The sequence below is a fragment of the Sandarakinorhabdus cyanobacteriorum genome, assembly GCF_002251755.1.
Lineage (GTDB): Bacteria > Pseudomonadota > Alphaproteobacteria > Sphingomonadales > Sphingomonadaceae > Sandarakinorhabdus > Sandarakinorhabdus cyanobacteriorum.
Window position 1 is genome coordinate 46,196 of record NZ_NOXT01000110.1, and the last position, 24,860, is coordinate 71,055.

The following is a 24,860-nucleotide window of genomic DNA, read 5'->3' on the forward strand; positions in this document are numbered from 1 at the left end:
AATGCGGGAATTGGCGTTTAATCCCGCCGCCAGCGTAAAACCGGCAAGACCGAGGCGAAATCATCGCTCCATACCGGCGCATCGTCGCCAGCAGGCAATGCGGCCCAGGGCCCGCCCGCCGCCGTGAGTGCCGCCAGTCGTGCCGGATTGCGCGACAGCGCCACCCAAGTTGACCGCGCCGAAACCAGTGCCGGACCACTTGTTTCACCTGGCCGGAAGCGCAAGACCCGCACCTGCCAGCCGCCATCGGCCGCCAACGCTGCCACCACGGGCTCCAGATCAAGAAAGCGGTTGGTGATGTGGATCAGCAACAGTCCGTCGCGGTCCAGCATCCGGCCATAAACGCCCAACGCCTCACGTGTCATCATGTGCAGCGGGATCGAGTCCGACGAAAAGGCATCGACCGCCAGCAGATCAAGACTGGCAGGGGCTTCGCCCTGCAACGTCAAGCGGGCATCGCCCACCACCATGCGGGCATCAGGTGCGCAATTCGCCAGATAGGTGAAGTCGCGACGGGCAATCGCCACAACAGCCGGATCAATTTCGAACATGGTCCAGCGCTGACCAGGCTTGGCGTAACAGGCCAGGGTACCTGCCCCCAACCCGACCACACCGATGCGGGCATCCGGGCCAAACAGCGCGGGCACGGCGAGCATCGCCCGGCCGACCCCGCTGCCGGGCACGTAATAGGTCATGGGCTCGCGAGCGAGCGCCGGCACCAGGGACTGCAAGCCATGTGCCGTGGTCCCGTGCCGAAGATAGCGCAGCGTGCCATCCCGTCCGTCATAAACACTGTAGACCCCGAAGAAGCTGCGCACATGCACCCGGGCGCGCACGGCCCTCACGCGGTCCAGTCCTCCCGTCGCTGCCATCACCACGAGCAGCAGCAGTGCCGGACCAAGACGCCGCAACGGGCTGGTGCCGGGCCATGGCAGCAGCAGCGCGGCGGCCAGCAGCAACAGGGGATGCTCCCACGGCCAGCTGAACAACATCGGCGCGAGCAGCGCGCAGAACAGCCCGCCAACGGCACCGCCCACCGACAGCCAGAGATAGAAGCTGGTCAGGCCTGCAGCCGGCGGCCGTTCCGTTGCCAGGGTGCCGTGCAAGGCAAGGGTCACCACCAGCAACAGGATCAATCCAGCCAGCGCCAGCGCCACACTGAACCCGGCCTCCTTGCCCGCCATGAACATTGGCCCACCCACAAGCAGCAGCAACCAGGGTGAAAGGCGCACGGCCAACGCGGTGATCCGCGGTCCGGCCTCGGAAAAGCCGATGACAAAGCTGAGCAGATAGATGGCCAGCGGCACCACCCACAGCAGCGGCATCGCCATCAGATCGGTGGTGAGCAACGTGGTGGTGGACAGCAGCAGACCTGACGCCACCGCCGCAAGCCCGGCCCAGCGCAGCCGTTCCCGCCAGCTGGTCGGATACGCCTGTATCGCCACAACCGCTGCCTCACCACGGGCACGCAGCCCACACCACAGCACCAGCCCGGCCAGCAGCACGAACCCGGCAGACCAGCCCCAGCGCTGCGCTGGCAGCCCGGCCAGCGGCTCGACCAGCAGCGGATAGGCAATCAACGCGGCAAAGCTGCCGAGGTTGGACGCAGCATAAAGAAAATAGGGGTTGCCCGCATCCGGATCACCGGTTCGGGCAAACCAGGCCTGCATCAGCGGCGCCTGTGCAGAGACGACGAAAAACACCGGTCCGATGGAGGCGGCCAACAATCCGATCAGCTAAAGCGCCGGGTCCCCTTCACCGGCGGACGGATACCAGGCTGCCATGCCGATGGGCAACAGCAATGCCGCGATGCCAAACAGCGCCAGGTGGATGGCCAATTGTTGCCGCACTGGCAAGCGCTGCAATCCATGGGCGTAAAGATAGCCGGCCAGCAACACGCCCTGATAGAAGAGCATGGCGATGTTCCACACGTTCGGCGACCCGCCCAGCACCGGAAGCACGATGCGGCCCATCAACGGCTGCACCAGGAACAGCAGGAAACTGCCGGTCAAAATGGTGACGACATAGATGGGGCGGGCGGATTGTGTGGTGATGCTCATGTCCCACCATGGCTAACCCAGCCATCCCAGGCTGACAACCAGTCCATATCCGGCCAGCATGGCCACCGCCGCCGCCGCCAGTGAGCCCGCCGCAGCCCCGCCAGCCCGCCCGGCGCTGACCAGGACCACCACCAGCTTGAGCAGCGTGTTGAGCAAAACCGGCAATGCCAGGATGGCACCGGCCAGCATGGGCGTGATGGCCTCCGCCGGCGCGCCGCGCAGTGCCACGATGGCCGCATCCACATCCAGCGCGCCGGCCAGCGCCAGCGTGACGGCCACCCCGGCATCGCCAAAGCGCAATTGCATCCATTTCACGGCCAGTTGCACCAGCGCCACCAGCAAGGCAAACCCAAGGGCCGGCAACAGGGCAAAGGGATTGCCAGCCGGCGCAGCGCTGGCCGGGGCCGCTCCAGCCTGCTGCCCCAACCAGAACACCATTGCCAGTGCCGCCAGCATCCCTGGAGCCACCACCGGCACAAAGCCGGACAGGGCAAAGGGCGCCAGCAGCGCCACAAGCAGCATGACCCGGGCAAACATCACCAGCGAGGCAAGCGCGATACCCGCTGCCAGCCTTGGTCTCGCCGCCGCCTCGGCGCCGATCCGCTGGGCCAGTGCCGCCGTGACAGCTGTCGAGCTGTAAATCGCCCCAACTGCGGCCGTTGCCAGCAGACCACGGCCCGGCCCCAACCGGCGTGACAAGGCATAGCCAGCAAAGCTGATGGCACAAACGAGCACGACCACGAGCCACAATTCCCGTGGGTTCCACGCGGCCATCGGCCCCATCGCTGCATCGGGCAACACCGGCCATAGCCCGCCAGCAATCACCGCAAAGCGCACGAAGGCCTGCAAATCTGCTTCGCCAAGCCCGCCGACAAAGCCATGGAGGCGGGCGCGCTGCGACAGAAGAAACGCTGTCACCGCGGCCAGCGCCAGGGCCGGCAACGGCCAGCCTTGCCCGGCCAGCCAGCCCAGCCCCAATGTGACCAGCGCCGCCGCCTCGGTGGTGGCACTGGGTGATCGGTCCCGGCGATAACCGATCACCACCAGTGCCGCACCCCCTAGCAGCAGCACCGCCGCAACCGCCCAGCCGCCCGTCACCGCGCCTGAAGCAAATCCGGCCAGCCCGCCAATCAAACCAAACAGGCCAAAGGTACGCAAACCGGCCACCCGGCTGCCTGGTGCTGCCCGGCGCTGTTGCCAGCCACGTTCAATCCCGATCAACAGGCCAATGGCCAGCGGCACCAACAGCCGCGCCAACGCACTCTCACCCAGCATCACCATCCCAACGTGGGCCGCCGCCGCTTGCCGGTCAACCGCCCTCGCCCTAATGCAAGACCATGATCAGCGGCTGGCGCCCGAAATGGGCCATCATCATCGCCTTCTACAATGAGGAGCGCTTCATCGCGCCCACCATTGCCGCTGCGCTGGCGCAGGATCGCGATGACATCCTGCTGATCTGCGTTGACAACGCCTCCACCGATGGCAGCCATGCCTTGGTCGCCGGGCTGATCGCCGGCAATCCGCGCGCCATGCTGGTAACGGAGACCGCCCAGGGCCACACCTTTGCCCTGCGGCGCGGCACGGCCATCGCGGCCGAGCAAGGCTGCGCCAACATCGCCTATTGGGATGCCGATACCCATTATCCGTCTCACTATATCAGCCGTGCCGATCAACTGCTCGGCGATGATCCCAAGACGATCTGTGTCCAGGCGTTCGACATCTATGGCCCCTACGACACCACGAAGAACCGCATCATTCGCCATCGCATGGCCATCACCGCCAGCCTGCTGTCCGGCCAGGGCCACACCGGCACCTTTGGCCAATGTTTCCGCATTGCCCCGCTGCTGGCGGCTGGCGGGCCCAAGAATGATGACTGGCCGTTCGTGCTCTATGATCACGAGTTGATGCACCGCATCCTGAAAGTCGGGCGCAGCACACATGCTGCCGATCATGTCTGCTGGCCGGCGCCGCGCCGCCAGGTGAAGGGCCATGTGCGCTGGAACCTGACCGAGCGGCTACTCTATGCCCTCACGCCCTATGCGGTGAAGGATTGGTTTTTCTATCGCTTCCTCGGGCCCCGTCTCAGGGCCAGAGGCATGTTTGAAGCCGGCTTGCGCATCCGCGACTGGGAACAATGACAGTGGCGCCGCTACCCCTTGCCCGCACAGTGGCGCAAAGGGAGAGCGGCGATGCAACTGGCCTGGAGCAGCGATGATCTGAGATTCCGCGACGAGGTTCGCGAATTTCTCGCCAGCGAACTCACGCCCGAACTGAAGGCCGCTGCCGCCGGCATGACCAGCGTCTATGCGCCGCCGCCGGTGGCCATCGCCTGGCAGAAGAAACTCCATGCCAAAGGCTGGGTGGCGCCCAGTTGGCCGGTGGAATGGGGGGGCTGCGACTGGTCGGTGGCCCGCCGCTACATCTTTGCCCGCGAAACCAGCGAAGCCGGCGCGCCGCCCTTGTCGCCGATGGGTCTGGGCATGTGTGGCCCGGTGCTGCTGCACTATGGCACCGAGGAGCAGAAGCGCCGTCACCTGCCGCCCATGCTGGCTGGCGACATTTTCTGGTGCCAGGGCTATTCTGAGCCCAATTCGGGCTCCGACCTCGCCTCCCTGCAGATGAAGGCGGAGCGCGATGGCGATCACTTCGTCTGCACCGGCCGCAAGATCTGGACGACCCATGCCCATTATGCCGACTGGATCTTTTGCCTGGTGCGCACCACCCGGCTCGAGAAACCGCAGCTCGGCATCAGCTTCCTGCTGATCGACACGAAATCCCCCGGCGTATCGGTGCGCCCGATCATCTCTCTGTCGGGAGAGCATGTGCAGAACGAAGTGATCTTCGACGACGTGCGCGTGCCGGTGGCCAATGTCGTCGGCCAGATCGATGATGGCTGGACGGTGGCCAAATATTTGATGGAGTTCGAACGTGGCGGCCATGCCTATGCCCCGTCGCTGATCAAGCGGGTTGATGTGCTGCGGCGTCACCTTGCCGAAACCGGCCAGGCCATGCCCGGGCGGCTGGCGGCCTTGCGCACCGAGATCGAGGCGCTGGACGCGCAGGAGCTGATCTTCAACGCCGGCCTGTCGAATGGAGCAGCCCCCGGCCCGATGGCATCGGCCCTGAAGATCATCGGCACCGAACTCAGCCAGCGCCTGACCGAGTTGGAGGTGGAGGCCGCCCTGCCCCATGCCATCATCTTCCAGCCGCACCGCACCCTGCCGGGCGGCGATGTGCCCGGCTATGTGCCGCCAACCGATGGCCTGGGCGTTGGCCCCGATTGGGCGGCGAGGGCCATCCCCAAATATTTCAACGACCGTGCCGGCTCCATCTATGCCGGCACCAACGAGATCCAGCGCGGCATCCTCTGGCAATATCTGGCGCGGCGGAACGGCTGATCATCCCACCAATATCTGGCGCACGTCGCCGCGACAGCGCACCGATTGCACCAGCAGATAGACGCTGAGGAAGCCGGCACCGCCCAGGAAGGCGAGCAACGCCAGCGCGCTGCCGCCGGCCGTCCAGCGATGGCGCCAGCCCACCCACAGGCCCGACAGGGTGAGCATGAACATGAAATCGAAATTGAACTGGCCCTGCCAGCCGCCAGCCTGGATGGCGCCGAAGAAGGGCGGAAACAGGTTGGGATCGGCCATGAACACCGGCGCGGTGTAGACCGACAGCGCGACAAAGCTCAGCACACACCAGATCCGGAACAGTATCATCGCCGGCACTCCCTTGTTGTTGCTGTCACGCTGGCAGGCGCACGGAAGCGCTGCAATTACGTGCCACGTCAATTTCCGGTGAAGCGCCCCGGCCGCCGTTCGCGGAAGGCCGCCACTGCTTCGGCAAAATCATCGCCCTGGGTCGCCAGCAGCCATTGATCGGCATCGGCATGCAGCACGGCAGCATCCAGCGCATGGGCAAGCGCGGTGATGCTGCGCTTGATCATCTGCACGGCCAGCGGCGGCAGCGCCGCCAGTTCGGCCGCCAGCGCCATCGCCCGGGCATCGGCGCCGCCATCGGGCACGATCTCGTCGATCAGGCCCCAGTCGGCCAGCTCTGCCGCCCCGTGCAGCGCTCCCATCATCACCAGCCGCTTGGCCCGCGCTGGCCCGACCAGCGCCACCACCGGCCCCAGCGCGTGCCACATCAGGTTGATGCCGATCTTCACCTCGCCATAACCCAGCCGGGCGCTCGCCCCGGCGATGCGGAAATCGCAGGCGGTGGCAAGGCAGGTCGCGCCGCCGGTGGCGATGCCTTCGATGGCACACACGGTCGGCTGGTCGATCCCCATGACAGCCCGCATCACCCGCGCGCCCAGTTGTGCCGCCCGCCGCGCCTCGGCCAGCGGTGCCGGGCTGGCCATCCGCGCCTCCATCTCGCCGATATCGGCACCGACGGAAAAATCCCGGCCGTCCCCGCGCAGCACGACGGCGCGCACATCACCGCGCCCCCGCATCCCGTCGGCCAGCTGCTCGATCTCGGCCAGCATGGCCTGGGTCAGCGCGTTGCGCCGTTCGGGCCGCGCCAGGCTGATGACCGCAATCCCGTCCGCCACCTCCAGCCGCACCGCCATCTCAGCACTCCACCACGTTGACCGCCAGCCCGCCCTGGCTGGTTTCCTTGTACTTGTGGCTCATGTCGATCCCGGTCTGCCGCATCGTCTCGATCACCTGGTCCAGGCTCACCCGGCCCTGCCCCGGCCGGTGCAGTGCCAGCCGCGCCGCATTGGCCGCCTTCACCGCGCCGATGGCGTTGCGTTCGATGCAGGGGATCTGCACCAGCCCGCCGACCGGATCGCAGGTCAGGCCCAGATTATGCTCCATGCCGATCTCGGCGGCGTTGGCGACCTGTTGCGGGCTGGCGTTCCACACCGCGGCCAGCCCGGCCGCTGCCATCGAGCAGGCGACGCCCACCTCGCCCTGGCAGCCCATTTCCGCGCCGGAGATGGAGGCGCGGCTCTTGTAGAGCAAGCCGATGGCGCCAGCCGTCAACAGGAAGCGCTGCCGCTGTTCCGGCGTTTCGCAATAATGGCGCATCACCGCCGGCAGCACGCCGGCCGCGCCATTGGTGGGCGCCGTCACGACCTGGCCGCCGGCGGCATTTTCCTCGTTCACCGCCATGGCAAACACGTTGAGCCAATCGAACAATCGCTCCGGCTCGTTGGCGCCCTGGCCCTTGCGCAGCTGCCGCCACAGCAGCGGCGCGCGCCGCTCCACCTTCAGGCCGCCGGGCAAAATGCCGTCTGTCTCCAGCCCGCGGGCGATGCAGGCCAGCATCACCTCGGCCACCTGGGTCAACCCGGCCAGGGTTTCGGCACGGGGGCGGATCGCATCCTCGTTGGCCAGCACGATGGCATCGAGGCTAAGGCCGTGTTGCGCCGCGATGGCCAGAAGCTCGGCAGCGCTGGTGAAGGGATAGGGCACATCATGTCCGGCAGCGACCCGGTCGGCAGGGGCCGGCGCTTCCAGCTGGCGGCGGCTGGCGATGAAGCCGCCGCCGGTGGAAAACCAATCCTCCCCGCGCCATTCCGCCCCATCTGCCCAGAGCGCCAGCCGCATGGCATTGGGGTGGAGGAGATCGCGGGTCACGTGATCGAGGTGAATGTCGGCCGCCGGATCAAAGCCCAAGCCCGGCGCCAGTTCGCCGCTGGCCGTCAGCGCCGCCAGATCGGCTTCGGCGCGGCCGCCGTCAAACGTCTCCGGTTCATGCCCCAACAGGCCCAGCGCGGCGGCGCGCAGCGTGCCATGGCCCAGCCCGGTGAAGGCGAGGCTGCCTTGCAGCGTCACCACCACCCGGGCACCGGCAGGCCAGTCACGCAGGCCGCGCCGCCAGCGCGCCGCGATGCGCATTGGCCCCACCGTGTGCGAACTGGATGGGCCCACCCCCACCCGAAACATGTCGAGCACCGAAAGCATGGCGGCAGGGTGTGGCACGGGTGGTGGCAATGTCCAGCCCTCTGCTGATCGGACCGATTTGACACAATTGACGAAAATTGCGGGATTCAGCGTTGATTTCCCGAGCGAAATGCCAAGACCGCCCGCCATTTGCGACCATGACAGATTTTGCCCCTGTAGGACAGGAGAGCTGGCAAAGCGCGCGCATCCGGTCCAGCGTGGCGGGCATGGACAATGTGCTGATCGATCAGATGGCCCGGCTGCTGGCGCGCGAGGCGACCGATGAGCGGCTGCGGCAGGCGCGCGCCGGCCACAATGAGGATGGCTGGCAGGCGCTGGTTGATGCCGGCCTGCCGCTGGCGCTGGCCAGCGAACCCCATGGCGGCCTGGCGCTGGACCCCTTGAGCGTGATGGCCATCACCCGCGCCCATGGCCGGGTTGGCGCGCCGTGGCGGCTGTCGGCCGCCATGCTGCTGCACGCGCCGCACTGCGATCCCAATTTGTGGACCCCGGCGCTGGCCAGCGCCAAGCTGGCCGGGCTGATGGACAGCGTGCTGGAAATGACGCTGGAATGGACGCAGACCCGCCAGCAGTTCGGCAAGCCGCTGGCGAAGAACCAGGCGGTGCAGCACAGCCTTTCCATCATGGCGGCCGAAACCGCTGCGGCCGGCGCGGCCGCCAACCTCGCCGCGCTGGCGCTGGCCCATCCGGCCAGTGCGGCGCTGGCCGTTGCCGCCGCCAAGGCGCGCGCCAGCGAGGCGGCGGGCATCGTGGCGGCGCTGGCCCACCAGCTGCACGGCGCCATCGGCGTGACGGCGGAGCATCGTCTGCACCTGTTCACCCGCGCGCTGTGGCAATGGCGGGACCGGGCCGGCGCCGAGCATCAGCATCACGCCACGCTGGGCGCCGCCGCGCTGGCCGGCGGCAGCGTGTGGGCCCTGGCAACGCGCGAAGCCACGGCGAGCAGCGGCCCGGCGGCCATCCCGCCCGGCGAGCGTTTTCGTTTTCCGGCCGTGGCCGAACAGCCGGCGCAGGCCGCACTGCGGGCCGAGGTGCGGGCCTTTCTGGCCGGGGCGCTGGCCGGCCTGCCGCCGGAAACCCGCGCCCACAGCTGGAACGGCCACAGCCCGGACTTCAGCCGCCAGCTGGGCCAGCGCGGCTGGCTGGGGATGACCTGGGCCAAGGCGGTTGGCGGGCATGAGAAGAGCGCGCTCGACCGGCTGGTGGTGATCGAGGAGCTGCTGGCTGCCGGTGCGCCGGTGGCGGCGCACTGGATCGCCGATCGGCAGACCGGGCCGCTGCTGCTCAAATATGGCACCCCCGAACAACAGGCGCGCCATCTGCCGGCCATCGCGCGCGGCGAACTTTTTGCCTGCATCGGCATGAGCGAACCCGGCGCGGGATCGGACCTGGCCGCCCTTTCCACCCGCGCCCGCCCCGTGGACGGCGGCTGGCGGATCAGCGGCACCAAGCTGTGGACCACCTATGCCCACAAGGCGCAGGTGATGCTGCTGCTCTGCCGCACGGGGGACGGCCAGCGGCACGAGGGGCTGAGCCAGCTGCTGGTGCCGATGGACTCGCCGGGCCTGAGCATCCGGCCAATCATCGATCTGATGGGCGAACATCATTTCAACGAAGTGCATTTCGATGATGTGTTCGTGGGCGCTGACGCGCTGGTGGGGGCCGAGGGCAATGGCTGGGCCCAGGTGATGAGCGAGCTGGCCTATGAACGCTCCGGCCCGGAACGCTTCCTGTCGACCCTTGTGCTGCTGGAGGAGCTGGTGCGGGCGCTGGGGCCCAAGGCGCCGGCCGCAGCGCATGCCCCGATCGGCCGCCTGACCGCGCATCTGATGGTGCTGCGCCAGATGGCGCGCGGGATGGCCGCCCTGCTGGAAGCCGGCGAGGATCCGGCGCTGGAAGCGGCGATGGTGAAGGATCTGGGCGCCACGTTCGAACAATCCATCCCCGACATTGCCCGCGCCCTGTTGCCGGGCGACGCGCCGGCCAGCCTGATCGCCACGCTGAACGCCACCATCCACATCGCGCCGATGGTTTCGCTGCGCGGCGGCACCCGGGAGATTTTGCGCGGCATCATCGCGCGGGGATTGGGTGTGCGCTGACAGACTGGCAAAAACCGCAATCGACGCGGCTCGGCCGGCGGCGCAGGGTGCGCCACGTTCCAGACCACAGGAGACACGACGATGGCTGAAGCCTATATCATCGACGCCGTGCGCACCCCGCGCGGCATTGGCAAGGTTGGCAAGGGGTCGCTGGCCGACATGCACCCCCAGCATCTCGCCGCCGCCGTGCTGAAGGCCGTGGCCGACCGCAATGCGCTCAACACCGCCGAAGTGGATGACATCATCTGGTCCACCTCCACCCAGAAGGGCCGGCAGGGCGGCGACCTCGGCCGCATGGCGGCGCTGGATGCCGGTTATGACCTGAAGGCCAGCGGCATGACGCTGGACCGGTTTTGCGGCGGTGGCATCACCTCAGTGAACCTGGCCGCCGCCCAGATCATGAGCGGCATGGAAGATCTGCTGATCGCCGGCGGCACCGAGATGATGAGCTATACTGCCACCATGGCCCAGGAAGAGCGCGCCGCCGGCCTGCCGCCGATGATGATGGGCAGCGGCAACGCCCGGTTGCAGCGCCACCACCCGCAGAGCCACCAGGGCGTGTGCGGTGATGCCATTGCCAGCATGGAGGGCATCAGCCGCCAGGATGTCGACGCGTTGGGCCTGGAAAGCCAGAAGCGTGCGGCCGTGGCCATCGCCGAAGGCCGCTTCGCCAAGAGCGTCATTCCGGTCTATCGCGAGGATGGCACGCTGGCGCTGGATCGCGAGGAGTTCCCGCGCCCGCAGACCACGATGGAAGGCCTGTCGCAGCTGGAGCCGAGCTTTGCCAAGCTGGCCGACATGCCGCTGGACCAGGCCGGCACCACCTTCCGCAAGCTGATCAACGCCAAATATCCCGATCTGAAGATCGAGCATATGCACCATGCCGGCAATTCGTCGGGCGTGGTCGATGGCGCGGCGGCCGTGCTGCTGGCCAGCAAGGCCTATGCCGAAAAGAACGGGCTGAAGCCGCGCGCCCGCGTGGTGGCGATGGCCAATATGGGCGATTGCCCGACGCTGATGCTCAACGCCCCGGTGCCGGCCGCCCGCAAGGTGCTGGCCAAGGCCGGCCTGACGGTGGACGACATCGATCTGTGGGAAATCAACGAAGCCTTTGCCGTGGTGGCGGAAAAATTCATCCGTGATCTGAAACTGGATCGCGACAAGGTGAATGTGAACGGCGGCGCCATCGCGCTGGGCCACCCGATCGGGGCGACCGGTTCGATCCTGATCGGCACCGTGCTGGATGAACTGGAACGCCGCGACCTGAAGCGCGGACTGGTGACGATGTGCGCCGCCGGCGGCATGGCGCCGGCCATCATCATCGAACGCGTCTGATCATCCCCCTCTCCCGTTCGGGGAGAGGGTGGCGAGCGCAGCGAGCCGGGAGAGGGTTTGCGTGTACAATCTTCTCTCCGGCCTCACCGTGGTGGAGGCGGCGGCCTTTGTCGCCGGTCCGACCGGCGGGCTCTATCTGGCGCAGATGGGGGCCGAGGTCATCCGCATCGACCAGATTGGCGGCGGGCCGGATCACCAGCGCTGGCCATTGAGCGCCGGCGGTGACAGCCTCTATTGGGAAGGGCTGAACAAAGAGATGCGATCCATCCAGATCGATCTGGCGCGGCCCGAAGGGCGGGAACTGGCGCAGGCGCTGGCCACCGCACCGGGGGACGACAAGGGCCTGTTCCTGACCAATTTTCCGGTGGATGGCTTTATGTCCCACAAAGCGCTCGCCGCCCGGCGGCCGGATATCATCAGCGCGCGCATCATGGGCTGGGCCGATGGCAAGCCGGCGCTGGATTATACCGTCAACGCCGCCGTGGGCGTGCCGGGGATGACGGGGCCAGTGGGGGATAACCGCCCGGTCAATGCCGTGCTGCCGGCCTGGGATCTGCTCGGCGGGGCCTGGGCGGCCTTTGCCATGGTCAGCGCGCTGCATCGGCGGCGGCAGACGGGCGAAGGCGCCGAAATCCGGGTGCCATTGTCGGATCTGGCCGCGACCTCCCTGTCGCATCTGGGATTTGCTGCGGAGGCGCTGCTGCAGGGCGACCGTGGCCGGCTGGGCAATGATCTGTTCGGTGCCTTTGGCCGGGATTTCGCCACCGCCGATGGCACACGCGTCTATCTGGTGGCGATCACGCCGAAACAATGGCGCGGGCTGGTGCAGGCGCTGGATCTGGCCGACGCCATTGCGGCGGTGGAGGCGAGCACCGGGGCCGATTTCGCGCGGGACGAGGGCGCGCGCTTCACCCACCGCGCCCGGCTGTTTCCGCTGTTCGAAGCCGCCATTGCCAAGCGGGCCCTGGCTGCACTTGGCCCGCTGCTTGATGCCGCCGGGGTGACCTGGGGCCCCTATCAATCGCTGGCCGAGGCGGTGCGCGGCGATGCCCGGCTGTTCACCGCCAACCCGCAGTTCCAGACCATCACCCACCGCTCCGGCCTGACCTATCCGGCGGCCGGCCCGGCGGCGACCCTGGCGGGGGAGGCACGCGGCGCGGTGCGGCCGGCGCCGAAACTGGGGGCGGACACGGACGCGGTGCTGGCCGAACTGCTCGGGCTGTCCGGCGGCGCCATTGGCCGGCTGCATGATGCGGGGCTGGTGGCATGACGCCCGATGATCTCGCCCATTGGCAGGGCTGGTGCGGCAAGGCCGAATGGCGGGAGGAGGTGTTGCACGGGCCCGACGTGCTGCGGCTGGCCGAAGCGCTGGGCTGGGATGCGGAAAGCCTGGGCTGGCCGCCGCTGGGCCATCTGGCGCTGTTCCTGCCGCCGCCAGGCCCACGCGGGCCGGATGGCCATCCGGCGCGTGGCGGTTTCTTCCCGCCGGTCAGCCTGCCGCGCCGCATGTTTGCCGGAGCCGACTATCGCTTTCACCGCCCACTGATCGCGGGCATGCCGGCCGTACAGATGCGCGTGCTGGACCAGCTGACGCCCAAGCAGGGCAAGAGCGGGCCCCTGCTGCTGGGCCGGGTATGGGTGACGATCTGGCAGGAGGGCGAGAAGGCGCTGGAAGAGGTGCAGACCATCGTGTGGCGCGATGATGGCCCGCCGGTTCCGTTGCCGGTGCCGGCCAGCCCGCCGCCGATCGGCGATGCCGTGTTCACGCCCGATCCGGTGCAATTGTTCCTGTTTTCCGCCGCCACCGCCAATGGCCACCGCATCCATTATGATGCGCCTTATGCCAGCGCGGTGGAGTTTTGTCCCGGCCTGGTTGTCCACGGCCCTTTGGTCGCGGCGCAATTGCTTGGCTTGTGGGAACGTCGCCATGGCCCGGCCCGGCAGTTTTCCTTCCGCGCCCAGGCGCCGCTGTTTGCCGGCCAGCCGATCACGCTGTCGGCCGGCGAAGACGGCTTGGCGGCGCGGCGCTGCGATGGCACGCTGGCTCAAACTGCAACCGCCGGGTGAGACGATGGACGCTGAAACCTTTGGCCTGCTGAAAGACCAACTGGCCCGTTATGTCGAGGAACGGCTGATCCCGGCCGAGGATGCGGTGGAGGATGGCGACGACATTCCCGCCGATATCGTTGCCGAGTTCAAGGCCATGGGCCTGTTCGGCCTTTCCGTGCCGGAGGCTTATGGCGGCCTGGGCCTGACCATGGCCGAGGAGGCGCAATTGGTGCGCACCCTGTGCCGGGCCAGCATCACCTTCCGCAGCCTGATCGGCACCACGGTGGGCATCGGCAGCCAGGGGATCATGATCGACGGCACGCCCGAACAGAAGGCCGAATGGCTGCCGAAGTTCGCCACTGGCGAGGCGATTGCCAGTTTTGCCCTGACCGAACCCGGCGCCGGATCGGATGCTGCCTCCCTGCGGGCCCAAGCCGTGCGCGACGGCGATTTCTACCGGATCAGCGGCACCAAGCGCTATATCACCAATGCCCCGCGCGCCACGGTGTTCACCCTGATGGCCCGCACCGACGCGCAGGTGAAGGGCGCGGCCGGTATTTCCGCCTTCATCGTGCCGGCCGACAGCCCCGGCATTTCGCTGGGCAAGCCCGACCGCAAGATGGGCCAGCGCGGCGCCAAGACCTGTGACGTGATCCTGGACGATGTGCTGGTGCCGGCGGCCAACATCATCGGCGGCGTGCCCGGCCAGGGGTTCCGCACCGCCATGAAGGTGCTGGACCGCGGCCGCATCCACATCGCCGCGGTGGCGCTGGGCATGGCCGACCGGTTGATCGAGACCAGTCTTGCCTATGCCCAGAGCCGCGAACAGTTCGGCCAGGCGATCAGCCAGTTCCAGCTGGTGCAGGCCATGCTGGCCGACATGGAGGTGGACCGGCTGACCAGCGAGGCGCTGCTGGAGCGCACCGCCGCCCGCTTTGATGCCGGGCAGGCGACGAACCGCGAATGTTCGGTGCTGAAACTGCACGCCAGCGAGGCGGTGGGCCGCATTGCCGACAAGGCGGTGCAGATCCACGGCGGCGCCGGTTACATGGCCGAATACAAGGTGGAGCGTTTCTATCGCGATGTGCGGCTGCTGCGCATCTATGAGGGCACCAGCCAGATCCAGCAGACCATCATTGCCAAGGCCATGTTGCGGGGAGTTTGATCATGCGTCGTGCCGCCATTGTTTCGCCCATCCGCGCCGGCGTTGGCCGCTTTGGCGGGTCGCTCGCCGGGTTCCCGGCCGGCGAATTGGGCGCCATCATCCTGAAGGCCCTGATTGAACGCACGAAGATCGATCCGGAACGGGTGGATGATGTGGTGTTCGCCCATGGCTATCCCAACGGCGAAAGCCCCTGCGTGGCACGCTGGAGCTGGCTGGCGGCGGGCTTTCCCGAAAGCGTGCCGGGTGTGGCGCTGGATCGGCGCTGTGGCAGCGGCCTGCAGGCGGTGGTGGATGCCGCCATGCGGGTGCAGACGGGCGCGGCCGACATCGTGGTGGCTGGCGGTGTCGAAAGCATGTCCAACGTCGAATATTATTCCATCGATCATCGCCATGGTGCCAGGCTGGGCAGCACGACCATGCACGACCGGCTGGTGCGCGGCCGCGTGATGAGCCAGCCGATCAGCCGTTATGGCGTGATTTCGGGCATGATCGAAACCGCCAACAATCTGGCGAAGGACCATGACATCAGCCGCGAGGCCTGTGATGCCTATGCCGCGCAAAGCCATGCCCGCGCCGCGAAGGCCTGGGCCGATGGCAAGTTCGCCGATGAACTGGTGCCGGTCGAGATTCCGAATCGAAAAGGCCCGCCGACCATCTTTGCCGCGGATGAAGGCATTCGCGGCGATGCCACGCCGGAAAGCCTGGCGCTGCTGAAGCCGATCGAGAAGGACGGTGTGGTGACCGCCGGCAACGCCAGCCAGCAGAATGATGGCGCGTCTGCCTGCCTTGTGGTCGCCGAAGAGCTGCTGGAGCCGCTGGGCCTCACGCCCATGGCCTGGCTGACCGGCTGGGCGGCGGCGGGCTGCGATCCGTCGCGCATGGGCATCGGCCCGGTGCCGGCGGTGGAACGGCTGTTCGCGCGCACCGGCCTGGGCTGGGGCGACATCGATCTGGTTGAGCTGAACGAGGCCTTCGCGCCCCAGGTGCTGGCCGTCTTGAAGGGCTGGGGCTGGCATGATCCGGACAAGCTGAACGTCAATGGTTCGGGCATCAGCCTTGGCCATCCCATCGGCGCGACCGGTGGCCGCATCCTGGCCAGCATGTGCCACGAGATGCAGCGGCGCGGCGTGCGCTATGGCCTTGAAACCATGTGCATCGGTGGCGGCCAGGGCATGGCGGCAGTGTTTGAACGGGCGGTGTGAGTCCCCCGCAAGCATTGCAGTTGCAAAACAGCTCTTGCGACAGAGTCACAATTGACTCTTGGCGCGTTTTCGCCAAGAGATAAGGGTGACATAGAGCTATCCCCGGTCGTGGGCTAGGACGGTGCCAGTTGCCCGCGACTGGTACCGTTTCTCGTTTCGGGCTAGGCCCTTCGCCCATGTCGACTCAATCAACCGCCGCCGCGCTTGCCGGCATCAGGGTGCTCGATCTGTCGCGGGTGCTGGCCGGGCCGTGGAGCACGCAGGTGCTCGCCGATCTGGGCGCCGATGTGGTGAAGGTGGAAGCGCCCGGCCGCGGCGATGACACCCGCGCCTGGGGCCCGCCCTTCCTGAAAGGCCCGGACGGGGCAGACGAGATCGGCACCTCTGCCTATTATCTCGCCGCCAACCGCAACAAGCGCTCCATCGCGGTGGATTTCGCCCACCCCGAAGGTGCCGCCCTGCTGCGCGAACTGGCAGCAGAGGCCGACATCGTGGTGGAGAATTTCAAGGTTGGCGGACTGGCCAAATATGGCCTCGACTGGCCGAGCCTGCGGGCGGTCAAGCCCAGCCTTGTCTATTGTTCGATCACCGGTTTCGGCCAGACCGGGCCCTATGCGGCGCGCGGCGGCTATGATTTCGTGGCGCAGGGCATGGGCGGCTTCATGGCGGTCACCGGTGAGGAGGGCGGCCAGCCGCTGCGCGCCGGTGTTGCCATGGCTGATCTTTCCACCGGCCTTTATGCCACCATCTCGATCCTGGCCGCGCTGCGCCACGCCGAACGCACCGGCGAAGGCCAGCAAATTGACATCAGCCTGCTCGACACCCAGATCGCCTGCCTGGCCAACCAGGCGATGAACTGGCTGGTGGGCGGGGTGAACCCCGGCCGCATGGGCAACCGCCATCCGACGGTGGTGCCCTATACGGTGTTCAAGGTGGCCGATGGGGAGATCATCATCGCGATTGGCAATGATGGCCAGTTCCGCGCCTTTTGCCGCGCGATGGGCGTGGCCGGGCTGGGCGATGATCCGCGCTTTGTCACCGCCGCGCAGCGGTTGCGGAACCGCGACGCCATCGAAGCCGAAGTGCAGCGGCTGGTTGCCGACTGCCAGGGCCTGCCGCTGATCGACCGGCTGGTGGCTGCCGGCGTGCCCTGCGGCCCGGTCAACAGCATTGCCGATGTGTTTGCCGATCCCTTCGTCACCGCCCGCCAGACCGTGCATCAGTTCGAGCGCCACGATGGCGCCCGCATTCCCAGCGTTGCCTATCCCGGCAAATTGTCGGCCACGCCGGCCACCATGCGCACCCCGCCGCCGCGCGTGGGCGAGGATGCCGAATCGGTGCTGGGCGACTGGCTGGACCGGGCGGATGCCGGCCAGTTGCGAGCAACCGGGGCAATTGGTTGACAGTTTATTACCAAATTACGGATTGTGTAGCATGAAAATTGCGTCCATATTGGATGCAATGCAGGGCCAAATCCAATCCGTCCCCAAGATGGGCAGCGCCATGTTCGGGCGCGGCTTTGTCATGCTGGCTTCGGCATGGCTGGTGGCGCAGGCCCATCATGGCGCCTTTCTTGGCCCGTGGAGCGATGAGGCCAGCCTGCCCGGCAATGCCTGCTGGCTGCTGATCCTCTATTGCCAGTTGCGCCTGGCGCTGGGCTGGCTTGAAAGCACACGGCTGGATCGCCGCGTCGCCCCCGAACTGTCGATGCAGTTGCTGGCCATGGTCACGCTGGAACTGGCCAGCCTCGCCAGCGGCAACCCGTTGAGCCGGCCGGAGTTCGGCCAACTGATGCTTTTTGCACAGCCCGTGGTGGTGCTGTTCGGCTTTGCCGCCCTGCACCGGCGCGCGGCACAGAGCGCCTGATCCTCATTCCCCGCTGAAATTCGGCGGCCGCTTTTCCAGGAAGGCGTTCATGGCTTCGCGGTTATCGGCCGTGGTGTGCGCCAGCGCCTGCATCGCGGCCGACAGGTTCAGCACCGTATCAAGGCTGGCCGTGCGGGCTTCCCACAACAGCCGCTTGGTCATCCGCACCGCCTGGGGCGGGTTGGCGGCAATGCGCTGGGCCATGGCGCGGGCGGCCTCCAGCAGCTCGGCATCCGGCACCACCCGGCTGACGAGGCCAATGCGCAGCGCCTCGGCGGCGTCCACCATGTCACCGGTCAGCGCCAGTTCGGCGGCCTTGGCGTGGCCGACCACGAAGGGCAGCAGCCAGGCGCCGCCGTCGCCAGGAATGATGCCAAGCTTCACGAAACTCTCGGCAAATTTGGCGCTTTCCCCGGCGATGCGCACATCGCACATGCAAGCGAGGTCACAGCCAGCGCCAATAGCCGGGCCGTTGACGGCCGCCACCACCGGCACTTCCAGCGCGGCAAAGGCGCGGGGCAGGCGCTGGATGCCGGTGAGATAGTTGCGCCGGGTCTGGATCGGTTTGGCGCTGGCCAGCCCGTCCCCGCTCGCCATCTTCTTCAGATTGCCGCCGCTGGAAAAGGCGCTGCCGGCGCCGGTGAGGATCGCCACCCGGGCGTGGGCATCGGCCTCCAGCCGGGCCAGCGCGGCCAGGATCGCATCAACCATATCGTCATCCGAGACCGGGTTGCGCAGCTCCGGCTGGTTGAGCGTGAGGGTGACAATCCCGCCATCCCGTTGATAAAGCACCAGTTCGCTCATCGCGCACCCCTTCAATAGCTTTTGGGCAGACCCAGCACATGCTCGGCCAGATAGGCCAGGATCAGGTTGGTCGACACCGGCGCCACCTGATAAAGCCGCGTCTCCCGGAACTTGCGTTCGATGTCATATTCGGCGGCAAAGGCAAAGCCGCCCAGCGTCTGCATCGCGGCCTCCCCGGCCTGCCAGCTGGCCTCGGCCGCCAGCAATTTTGCCATGTTGGCCTCCGCGCCCGCCACCGCGCCGCTTTCATATTTGCGGCAGGCTTCGGCCACGGTCAGCCGAGCGGCGGTCATGCGGGCGTGGGCCATGGCCAGCGGGAACTGGATGCCCTGATTCTGGCCGATCGGCCGGCCGAAGACCTGACGTTCGCGGGCGTAAGCCGTTGCCCGATCGAGGAAAAAGCGGGCGTCGCCAATGCATTCGGCGGCAATCAGGATGCGTTCGGCGTTCATGCCCGACAATATGTAGCGAAAGCCCTGCCCTTCCTCCCCAATGCGGTTGGCGACGGGCACCCGCACCTGATCGAAAAACACCGCCGTGGTGCCATGGTTCATCATGGTTTCAATGGGTTGGATCGAAAGGCCTGGGCAATCGCGCATGTCGAGCAGGAAGACCGACAGGCCATCGGTGCGCTTCGCCACCTGATCCTTGGGCGTGGTGCGGGCGAGCAGCACCATGAGATCGCTGTGCCGCGCCCGGCTCGTCCAGATTTTCTGGCCGTTGATCAGATAATTGTCGCCATCGCGCACCGCCGTGGTGCGCAGGGACAGCGTGTCGCTGCCCGAGGTCGGCTCGGTCACGCCAAAGGCCTGCAAGCGCAGCTCGCCACGTGCAACTGCCGGCAAATATTGGGCTTTCTGTGTATCCGAACCATGGCGCAGCAACGTGCCCATCACATACATCTGGGCATGGGCGGCAGCGCCATTGCCGCCGCTGGCGTGGATTTCCTCCAGAATGGCGCAGGCGGCGGACAGGGGCAGGCCGGAGCCGCCATAGTCTTCCGGGATCAGCGCCGAAAGCCAGCCTTCACGGGTCAAAGCTGCAACAAATTCCGTGGGATAATCGCGTGTGGCATCCTTGGCGCGCCAATAGTCGCCAGGGAAATCCCCACAGAGTTTCGCCACCGCGGCGCGGATATCGGGCCAATCTTGCATGGCGCCAGCAGGCCCCAGCCGCGCCGGCGGCGCAAGCCCTTCCGATGATCAGGGTTGCACCGCCAGCCGGGGCCGGGCAGCCTTGCCGCGATGGACGCTGTCGCCCTCACCCTGGCCTGGCTGACCCCGCAATTGGGGGCGCGGCCGTTCATCCTGGGGCTGGCCGGAGCGCAAGGGTCGGGCAAGTCCACCCTGGCCGCCCGGCTGGCGCAAAGCCTGTCAAACCGTGGCGAAACATTGGCCGATGGTGACCGCATCCAGGCACCGGGTGACCGCGCACCGCCCGGTGGTGACCGCACAATCGGCCGCGGTGACCGCATTGCGGTTGCCGTTTCGATCGACGATTTTTACCTGCCGAAACGCCGCCGCCTCGCCCTGGCGGCGCACGTCCACCCGCTGCTCACCACCCGCGGACCGCCCGGCACGCACGACCTGCCGCTGCTGCTCGACGTGCTGCTCCGGGTGCGCTCGGGCCGGCCCGTCACCCTCCCCGTTTTCGACAAGCTGGCCGACGATCGCGCGGCCCCCCAGCACTGGCGCCGCTTCCCCCGCATCGACATCCTGATCCTGGAAGGCTGGTGCATCGGCGCCCGCCCCCAGCCCGCCCACGCGCTGGCCAAACCGGTGAACGACCTCGAAGCCCATGAAGACCCCGACGCAAGCTGGCGCACCCATGCCAACCAGGCGCTGGCCGGCCCCTACAGCCGCGCCTGGGCCATGCTCGACACCCTCGTCTTCCTCGCCGCCCCCGATTGGAACACAGTCCCCCGCTGGCGCGCCGAACAGGAAGCCGGCCTCACCCGCGCCACCGGCCGGGTGGGCATGGACAGCGCCGCCCTCACCCGCTTCTGCGCCCACTACGAGCGGCTCACCCGCTGGCAACTGGCTGACACACCGCGCCACGCAGGGCTGGTGCTGCGGCTGGATGGGGCGCGGCGGGTGGTCAGCTTCAGGTCTTGAAGCCCCTTGCCGCCTCTCGCGCCTGCCGATCGGCCTCCGCGTTCGCTTCGGCATTTTCACGCAGGGCCGCCGCCCGCTTTTCGCGCCGGATGGTGATGAAGCTGCCCGCGTCGCCAAGGCGGGATGAAAGCGCAACGATCCCCATGTTGCTACGGATCGCGCTCATGGCATCGTCGCCCCGGTTCGTCCCAATGCCGGTGTAAAGGGGGACGCGGGCCGCCGTATCAAGCCGCTGGCCAGTGTCGCGCGTGAGCGTGACTACCAGGACTTGGCCGCAATCGTCATTCTTCCCGGCGGCCTCGAACGCGGACATCGCCTTGGTGTCCTTCGTCACGTCCTTGAATAACTCGGTCAGCTCAAAAGCCGACTTATTGAAGTGGAACAAGGCAGGATTGATCGGCCACGCATCACCAAAGGCAAGGGCCTCGGCAGCCGGATCATCGCCCGGGCTAAGATTGGCGAGGCAATAGCTTGCCTGCGGCTGTGCCTGGCGAAGACTGTCCCGCAGCATCTGGTCGGCACGCCCTCCGCCGCCCAGCGCGGCGACAACACGGCCATTGAGCGCCAGCTTTCCGGGGATTGTCCAGTGATTGGCGGGATAGGCTGTCCCGTCGCGCCTTCGGATCCACGCATAGGTCACGCTAGTGGTGCCGCTATAGGAATAATTGGGCTGGCCGAACTGCCGCACATAGGCATCCATGATCGTGCTCATGGGCACCGGGGCAGCATCGCGCTCAATGTCGGGAATGGTGCTGCCGGGCTGCTGGATGCGCCGGATCGATTGGAACTGCCGCTCCCGCACGATGATATCGCCCAGGATCAGGCGATCCAGTGGCCACTGGCGCGTGTCATCGCTGCAGGTGATGCAATATTCATTGGTCTTGTTCTGGACCAGCCGGACCGGCTGGTTGGTGGCAGCGCACACAGCGGCCCGCTGCTGCGCAGCCGACATGGCAACCGAAACGCCCAGCGTGTTAAGCGCGCCGTTCGGAGGGGCAGCGGCGGCCGCCTGAACGCCAAAGCAGGGTTCGGTTGAAAGGATCGTCTGCGCGATTTGGCCCGCACTGGTGCCGGCGCGCTGATCGGGCGCCAGTTTGGCAAAGCGTGCCAGGGCTTCGGGCACGATCGGGCTCGCCTTGCTGGTGCGCTCGAACACGGCATGGGCGACATCGGCCGCATGCGCCAGCACAGCCTGATCACGCTTCATCATTTCGGGGTGGATCAGGCCCAGACTGCCCGCGACCTGCTCCAGCCTCGTCATGCCGGTGAAGACAGGGACAACGGCAATTTCCTGGTCTCGCGTTGCCAGTCCGATCTTCTTCTGATTTTCAAACCTGTCCCGATCAGCCTGGCTGAAGTCATCCTTTTCGATCTTGAGCAGGGCCGCCTTCAAGGCCGCTTCGGCTTCAGCGGACTGCTGGGCCATTGTGGCGAGCGCTGCGACATCGTTGCGGGCCACCGCATTCTGCACATCGGTATCGGCCGCAGCCTTGATCGCGTCGAGCTGAGCCTGGACCTCGGCGCGCTCGGCAGCGGGAAGATCGGCCAGGATCGATGCAACGGCGGCTTGAGCGGCGGCGCCCCCATCGCTGCTTCTGGCGCCGGGCCAGAAGGCATAGGCCAGCGCCGCAATCACGACGGCCCCGATAACGCCAAACACGGCAGTCTTGCGCGCCATTTCATTGTCCCCCGACAGGAGATCAGTCGTACCTGATGCATCGCAACGGTCAATGGCCTTGGCGTGTCTTTCTCAACTGTCATCTGATGCTCCAGCACAGAAAAATGCCCGCCTAAACAACTGCCGCTCCAGAATAGAGTTGCACGCAGCCCAAAGCAGGCAATTATTGGCTGGCAAGAAACGGAATGGACCATGGCAATGGCAACCGCTGCGACGATTCTCCGGCATGCGCTCTTTGGCATGGCCGTGTTCACCAGCCTTCTCGCCATGCCTGCGATGGCGCAAAATGCGTTCAGCCCGCCTCGCGAACCTGCCGATAAGACCGATGTGGAGGCGCAGCCGCGGCGCAACGGCTTTTTCGATCCGCTGGAGCCAATGAAGGCAACCTTGTCCACAAGCTGCGGGCTGTCGGATGTCCATGAAGGCCTGCGCGTGCGGGCGCCACAAGGTTGGGAATTCAAGCCAAATTCGCGCTATTCCGTGATCAGCGCCAACGATGGCAGCGCGGTGAAGGGCATTGTTCGCACACCGCAACAGATCCTGGTGTCCGTGTATTGCAAACGCGCCGAGAAGCCCAAGCCATTTGGCTTTGTGGTGCTGCGCGTTGACTATGAGCTGCGGGCGTCAGACCGGCTGGTGGCCGAGTGGCAGCGTCAAGCCAAGCGCGACCGGCTGCTGGCGGCTGAAAAACAGAAACAGCGTGCCTATGAAATCCGTTTTCGGCAGGAACTGATCCGCGTGGAATTGATGAACATCGCCCGTACCCAATCCCGTATTACATCGATTCACCGGTCGCTCGACGCCAATACGAAGAACTTCAGGGAATCGCAAAAGCGATATCCAAAATCCCCACCCCTGCCAGAACAGGTGGAGTGCATCGAGAATCAGGAGAAAGTTTCAGTTGTATTAGGCGCAGTATCAGAGGCCTTGGGGAAAGTGGCAAAAACGCCTGGTGCCGAATTTTACGCGGAATCTCTGCCGCTTATCGGTGATCTTGGTTACAGATATTATTGTGTTTGGCGCACAATATTAACGCTTTCGGACGAAATGAAGGCAGTTGAGAACAGCTTCAGGCGAATCAGGACCCTGCAATTTGAAATCATGTTGCGGGAGAAAGGCTATATCTGATCGCACCGAACGGCTTTGGCCAAGGCCCTGATGATATTGAGCGGCCTCCACTTGGCTGCACAAGCGCCCTTCATCGGCCCAGCCACCAGAACAGCGCCAGCATCAGGCCAGCGATGAGTGCCCAGCGCATCACGGATGCCGCGAAATCCAGGATAGCGACCAGCGGGGATTTCAAGGCCCGGACGACGCCCCACCCTGCCAGCGCACCAGCGCCGACGCTGGCCAACCCCCATGCATCGCCCAAGCCGCTCCAGTCGGCAAAGCGGATGCCGAGAACGGCGCCAGCAACCGCCGTGGCAAACGCCAGAAGGCGATAAAGCCCCTCCCCCGCGGACGCGGGGCCAGTGGCCGACGGGCCAGGGCCATCATCCCTTTTGCCAAAGAGCGCGGCTTGCAACTCACGGTCCGATCGTTCCCGCTCAGCCCGAATGCGCGCCTCGTCGCGCTCCCGATCGACAGCGCCGGTGTGGGCGGCACTTCCCGGGCGGAAATGGTAGGACGGGCGCCAATGATTGCGGCCTATATCATAACGGTCGTCGTCGGACATGGCTGTTCCCCCCGATTACCACGCAGGGCTATCGCGCCTGCTGGTCGCTCGCAATGCCGTTGGCGCATGGTCCGGCAACGCGGCAAGGCCCGTCAGGGAAAGCCCAGCGGCTTCGCTGCCCCTTCTGCGCTTCAGCTTTGCGCCAACCTAAATCGCCAGCACCTTCACGGAGCGGAATTTCACCACGCCGGTGCCGTATTGGAGGGTGATGCGGCCGCTGGGGTGTTTGGGGTCGGCCGCCTTGTCCACGGTGCGTTGGCCGTTGACGAGGACGGTGAAGCGGTCGCCCTTGGCGGTGATGTCCATGCGGTTCCAGCGGCCGCCGGTTTTCGGCACGGTGGCGATCGGGGCGACGCCGACGATGGCGCCGGTGGCGAAGCGTTGATCGGGGCGTTGTTCGAAGATGTTGACTTCGTAGCTGTTGGTGACGGTGACCTCGGCCGGGTTGGTGCAGCGGATGAAGATGCCGCTGTTGGCGTTGTCGCTGACCCAGAAGTCCACGCGCAGCTGGAAATCGGCGAAGCTTTCGTTGGAGACGAGGTAGGAAATCGGGCCGTGGTCGCAGGCGAGGATGCCGTTGTCGATGGTCCAGGCGGCATCGCCGAGGCGGGTCCAGCCGTCGAGGGAGCGGCCGTTCCACAGCGGGCGCCAGGGCGATTTGGCGCGAGCGGGCGGCGTGAGGGTGAGCGCGGCGAGGCCGGCGATGACGCTGCGTCGGTGCATGGATGGTCCCCCCTGTTTCCATGACGGTGGCACTTGCGCGGAGCGGGCGTCAAGCTGCTCTGGCGTTCGCCTGGGTGACACAATGGGTTGAGACGCGGGCGGCCCCAAAACGAACGGGTGCAGGGACGAGTCCCTGCCCACGTCACCCCGGACTTGTGTGGGCGGGTTGGAG

The 24,860-nt window shown here is 66.6% G+C and carries 23 protein-coding genes; 12 read left to right on the forward strand and 11 right to left on the reverse strand.

Features of this window, described 5'->3' with window-relative positions; all coding sequences use genetic code 11:
• Positions 1-17 precede the first annotated feature (17 nt).
• Genes CHU93_RS09300 through CHU93_RS09305 form a run of 3 tightly spaced genes read right to left on the reverse strand, consistent with a single transcriptional unit; the run spans position 18 to position 3,335 of the window.
• Positions 18-1,724 carry a spermidine synthase gene (locus CHU93_RS09300; protein ID WP_341476574.1) on the reverse strand — a complete coding sequence of 569 codons (1,707 nt, stop codon included), beginning with the start codon at positions 1,722-1,724 and terminating at the stop codon, positions 18-20.
• A gap of 12 nt (positions 1,725-1,736) precedes the next feature.
• Positions 1,737-2,060, reverse strand: a complete 324-nt coding sequence (locus CHU93_RS18170; protein ID WP_341476575.1) for a hypothetical protein — start codon at positions 2,058-2,060, stop codon at positions 1,737-1,739.
• A gap of 12 nt (positions 2,061-2,072) precedes the next feature.
• Positions 2,073-3,335, reverse strand: a complete 1,263-nt coding sequence (locus tag CHU93_RS09305; RefSeq protein WP_165768678.1) for an MgtC/SapB family protein — start codon at positions 3,333-3,335, stop codon at positions 2,073-2,075.
• 62 nt (positions 3,336-3,397) lie between these two features.
• Here CHU93_RS09305 and CHU93_RS09310 point away from each other — a divergent pair, with 62 nt between their 5' ends.
• Together CHU93_RS09310 and CHU93_RS09315 are read left to right on the forward strand one after the other, a co-directional pair.
• Positions 3,398-4,198 carry a glycosyltransferase family 2 protein gene (locus tag CHU93_RS09310; RefSeq protein WP_094473808.1) on the forward strand — a complete coding sequence of 267 codons (801 nt, stop codon included), beginning with the start codon at positions 3,398-3,400 and terminating at the stop codon, positions 4,196-4,198.
• Positions 4,199-4,249: 51 nt separating this feature from the next.
• A complete protein-coding gene (locus tag CHU93_RS09315) occupies positions 4,250-5,458 on the forward strand; it encodes an acyl-CoA dehydrogenase family protein (protein WP_094473809.1) in 1,209 nt (402 codons plus the stop codon).
• Here the strand turns inward: CHU93_RS09315 and CHU93_RS09320 are convergent, their stop codons facing one another.
• The 3 genes from CHU93_RS09320 to CHU93_RS09330 form a co-directional block, all read right to left on the reverse strand.
• Positions 5,459-5,782, reverse strand: a complete 324-nt coding sequence (locus CHU93_RS09320; RefSeq protein ID WP_094473810.1) for a hypothetical protein — start codon at positions 5,780-5,782, stop codon at positions 5,459-5,461. It abuts the gene before it with no gap.
• Between the two features lie 68 nt (positions 5,783-5,850).
• Positions 5,851-6,636, reverse strand: coding sequence for an enoyl-CoA hydratase/isomerase family protein (locus tag CHU93_RS09325; RefSeq protein WP_094473811.1), 786 nt, complete (start codon positions 6,634-6,636; stop codon positions 5,851-5,853).
• 1 nt (position 6,637) lies between these two features.
• The gene (locus tag CHU93_RS09330) at positions 6,638-7,978 is read right to left on the reverse strand and encodes an L-serine ammonia-lyase (protein ID WP_094473812.1); all 1,341 of its coding nucleotides are present in this window, start codon (positions 7,976-7,978) and stop codon (positions 6,638-6,640) included.
• 137 nt (positions 7,979-8,115) lie between these two features.
• Here CHU93_RS09330 and CHU93_RS09335 point away from each other — a divergent pair, with 137 nt between their 5' ends.
• From CHU93_RS09335 to CHU93_RS09370, 8 genes are all read left to right on the forward strand, one after another.
• Complete coding sequence (locus tag CHU93_RS09335) at positions 8,116-10,077, forward strand: acyl-CoA dehydrogenase family protein (protein WP_094473813.1); 1,962 nt, start codon at positions 8,116-8,118, stop codon at positions 10,075-10,077.
• 81 nt (positions 10,078-10,158) lie between these two features.
• A complete protein-coding gene (locus tag CHU93_RS09340; RefSeq protein ID WP_086116685.1) occupies positions 10,159-11,412 on the forward strand; it encodes an acetyl-CoA C-acetyltransferase in 1,254 nt (417 codons plus the stop codon).
• Between the two features lie 61 nt (positions 11,413-11,473).
• Complete coding sequence (locus tag CHU93_RS09345; protein ID WP_094473814.1) at positions 11,474-12,682, forward strand: CoA transferase; 1,209 nt, start codon at positions 11,474-11,476, stop codon at positions 12,680-12,682.
• A complete protein-coding gene (locus CHU93_RS09350; protein WP_094473815.1) occupies positions 12,679-13,479 on the forward strand; it encodes an HTD2 family dehydratase in 801 nt (266 codons plus the stop codon). The genes CHU93_RS09345 and CHU93_RS09350 overlap by 4 nt, the downstream gene beginning before the upstream one ends.
• 4 nt (positions 13,480-13,483) lie before the next feature.
• Complete coding sequence (locus CHU93_RS09355) at positions 13,484-14,626, forward strand: acyl-CoA dehydrogenase family protein (protein ID WP_094473829.1); 1,143 nt, start codon at positions 13,484-13,486, stop codon at positions 14,624-14,626.
• 2 nt (positions 14,627-14,628) lie between these two features.
• Positions 14,629-15,828, forward strand: a complete 1,200-nt coding sequence (locus CHU93_RS09360) for an acetyl-CoA C-acetyltransferase (RefSeq protein ID WP_094473816.1) — start codon at positions 14,629-14,631, stop codon at positions 15,826-15,828.
• Between the two features lie 176 nt (positions 15,829-16,004).
• Positions 16,005-17,231 carry a CaiB/BaiF CoA transferase family protein gene (locus CHU93_RS09365; RefSeq protein ID WP_094473817.1) on the forward strand — a complete coding sequence of 409 codons (1,227 nt, stop codon included), beginning with the start codon at positions 16,005-16,007 and terminating at the stop codon, positions 17,229-17,231.
• A gap of 31 nt (positions 17,232-17,262) precedes the next feature.
• The gene (locus tag CHU93_RS09370; RefSeq protein WP_133064363.1) at positions 17,263-17,694 is read left to right on the forward strand and encodes a hypothetical protein; all 432 of its coding nucleotides are present in this window, start codon (positions 17,263-17,265) and stop codon (positions 17,692-17,694) included.
• 3 nt (positions 17,695-17,697) lie between these two features.
• Here CHU93_RS09370 and CHU93_RS09375 read toward each other — a convergent pair whose 3' ends face one another.
• Both CHU93_RS09375 and CHU93_RS09380 read right to left on the reverse strand, forming a co-directional pair.
• Positions 17,698-18,498 carry a crotonase/enoyl-CoA hydratase family protein gene (locus CHU93_RS09375; protein ID WP_094473819.1) on the reverse strand — a complete coding sequence of 267 codons (801 nt, stop codon included), beginning with the start codon at positions 18,496-18,498 and terminating at the stop codon, positions 17,698-17,700.
• Between the two features lie 11 nt (positions 18,499-18,509).
• Positions 18,510-19,652: an acyl-CoA dehydrogenase family protein gene (locus CHU93_RS09380; protein ID WP_094473820.1), complete on the reverse strand. Its 1,143-nt coding sequence runs from the start codon at positions 19,650-19,652 to the stop codon at positions 18,510-18,512.
• A 90-nt stretch (positions 19,653-19,742) separates the two neighbouring features.
• On the opposite strand from CHU93_RS09380, the gene CHU93_RS09385 reads away from it, so the two are divergent.
• The gene (locus CHU93_RS09385; protein WP_094473821.1) at positions 19,743-20,612 is read left to right on the forward strand and encodes a hypothetical protein; all 870 of its coding nucleotides are present in this window, start codon (positions 19,743-19,745) and stop codon (positions 20,610-20,612) included.
• Here CHU93_RS09385 and CHU93_RS09390 read toward each other — a convergent pair.
• Positions 20,602-22,248, reverse strand: a complete 1,647-nt coding sequence (locus CHU93_RS09390; RefSeq protein WP_133064364.1) for a hypothetical protein — start codon at positions 22,246-22,248, stop codon at positions 20,602-20,604. The two genes, CHU93_RS09385 and CHU93_RS09390, sit on opposite strands and share 11 nt — an antisense overlap.
• Positions 22,249-22,488: 240 nt before the next feature.
• Here CHU93_RS09390 and CHU93_RS09395 point away from each other — a divergent pair, with 240 nt between their 5' ends.
• Entirely contained in the window at positions 22,489-23,418 is a 930-nt protein-coding gene (locus CHU93_RS09395) for a hypothetical protein (RefSeq protein WP_094473823.1), read from the forward strand.
• Between the two features lie 70 nt (positions 23,419-23,488).
• On the opposite strand, the gene CHU93_RS09400 is transcribed toward CHU93_RS09395, so the two are convergent.
• On the reverse strand, positions 23,489-23,965 hold the full coding sequence (locus CHU93_RS09400; RefSeq protein ID WP_133064366.1) for a hypothetical protein: 477 nt from the start codon (positions 23,963-23,965) through the stop codon (positions 23,489-23,491).
• Between the two features lie 147 nt (positions 23,966-24,112).
• Entirely contained in the window at positions 24,113-24,688 is a 576-nt protein-coding gene (locus tag CHU93_RS09405) for a 3-keto-disaccharide hydrolase (protein WP_094473825.1), read from the reverse strand.
• Positions 24,689-24,860: the final 172 nt, after the last annotated feature.

What these genes read in the sequence shown, in the direction of transcription:
- CHU93_RS18170 (WP_341476575.1), bottom strand. Translation starts at nt 2,060, where the DNA reads ATGAGCATCACCACACAATCCGCCCGCCCCATCTATGTCGTCACCATT.
- CHU93_RS09305 (WP_165768678.1), bottom strand. Translation starts at nt 3,335, where the DNA reads ATGCTGGGTGAGAGTGCGTTGGCGCGGCTGTTGGTGCCGCTGGCCATT.
- CHU93_RS09310 (WP_094473808.1), top strand. Translation starts at nt 3,398, where the DNA reads ATGATCAGCGGCTGGCGCCCGAAATGGGCCATCATCATCGCCTTCTAC.
- CHU93_RS09315 (WP_094473809.1), top strand. Translation starts at nt 4,250, where the DNA reads ATGCAACTGGCCTGGAGCAGCGATGATCTGAGATTCCGCGACGAGGTT.
- CHU93_RS09320 (WP_094473810.1), bottom strand. Translation starts at nt 5,782, where the DNA reads ATGATACTGTTCCGGATCTGGTGTGTGCTGAGCTTTGTCGCGCTGTCG.
- CHU93_RS09325 (WP_094473811.1), bottom strand. Translation starts at nt 6,636, where the DNA reads ATGGCGGTGCGGCTGGAGGTGGCGGACGGGATTGCGGTCATCAGCCTG.
- CHU93_RS09330 (WP_094473812.1), bottom strand. Translation starts at nt 7,978, where the DNA reads ATGCTTTCGGTGCTCGACATGTTTCGGGTGGGGGTGGGCCCATCCAGT.
- CHU93_RS09335 (WP_094473813.1), top strand. Translation starts at nt 8,116, where the DNA reads ATGACAGATTTTGCCCCTGTAGGACAGGAGAGCTGGCAAAGCGCGCGC.
- CHU93_RS09340 (WP_086116685.1), top strand. Translation starts at nt 10,159, where the DNA reads ATGGCTGAAGCCTATATCATCGACGCCGTGCGCACCCCGCGCGGCATT.
- CHU93_RS09350 (WP_094473815.1), top strand. Translation starts at nt 12,679, where the DNA reads ATGACGCCCGATGATCTCGCCCATTGGCAGGGCTGGTGCGGCAAGGCC.
- CHU93_RS09355 (WP_094473829.1), top strand. Translation starts at nt 13,484, where the DNA reads ATGGACGCTGAAACCTTTGGCCTGCTGAAAGACCAACTGGCCCGTTAT.
- CHU93_RS09360 (WP_094473816.1), top strand. Translation starts at nt 14,629, where the DNA reads ATGCGTCGTGCCGCCATTGTTTCGCCCATCCGCGCCGGCGTTGGCCGC.
- CHU93_RS09365 (WP_094473817.1), top strand. Translation starts at nt 16,005, where the DNA reads ATGTCGACTCAATCAACCGCCGCCGCGCTTGCCGGCATCAGGGTGCTC.
- CHU93_RS09370 (WP_133064363.1), top strand. Translation starts at nt 17,263, where the DNA reads ATGAAAATTGCGTCCATATTGGATGCAATGCAGGGCCAAATCCAATCC.
- CHU93_RS09375 (WP_094473819.1), bottom strand. Translation starts at nt 18,498, where the DNA reads ATGAGCGAACTGGTGCTTTATCAACGGGATGGCGGGATTGTCACCCTC.
- CHU93_RS09380 (WP_094473820.1), bottom strand. Translation starts at nt 19,652, where the DNA reads ATGCAAGATTGGCCCGATATCCGCGCCGCGGTGGCGAAACTCTGTGGG.
- CHU93_RS09385 (WP_094473821.1), top strand. Translation starts at nt 19,743, where the DNA reads ATGGACGCTGTCGCCCTCACCCTGGCCTGGCTGACCCCGCAATTGGGG.
- CHU93_RS09395 (WP_094473823.1), top strand. Translation starts at nt 22,489, where the DNA reads ATGGCAACCGCTGCGACGATTCTCCGGCATGCGCTCTTTGGCATGGCC.
- CHU93_RS09400 (WP_133064366.1), bottom strand. Translation starts at nt 23,965, where the DNA reads ATGTCCGACGACGACCGTTATGATATAGGCCGCAATCATTGGCGCCCG.
- CHU93_RS09405 (WP_094473825.1), bottom strand. Translation starts at nt 24,688, where the DNA reads ATGCACCGACGCAGCGTCATCGCCGGCCTCGCCGCGCTCACCCTCACG.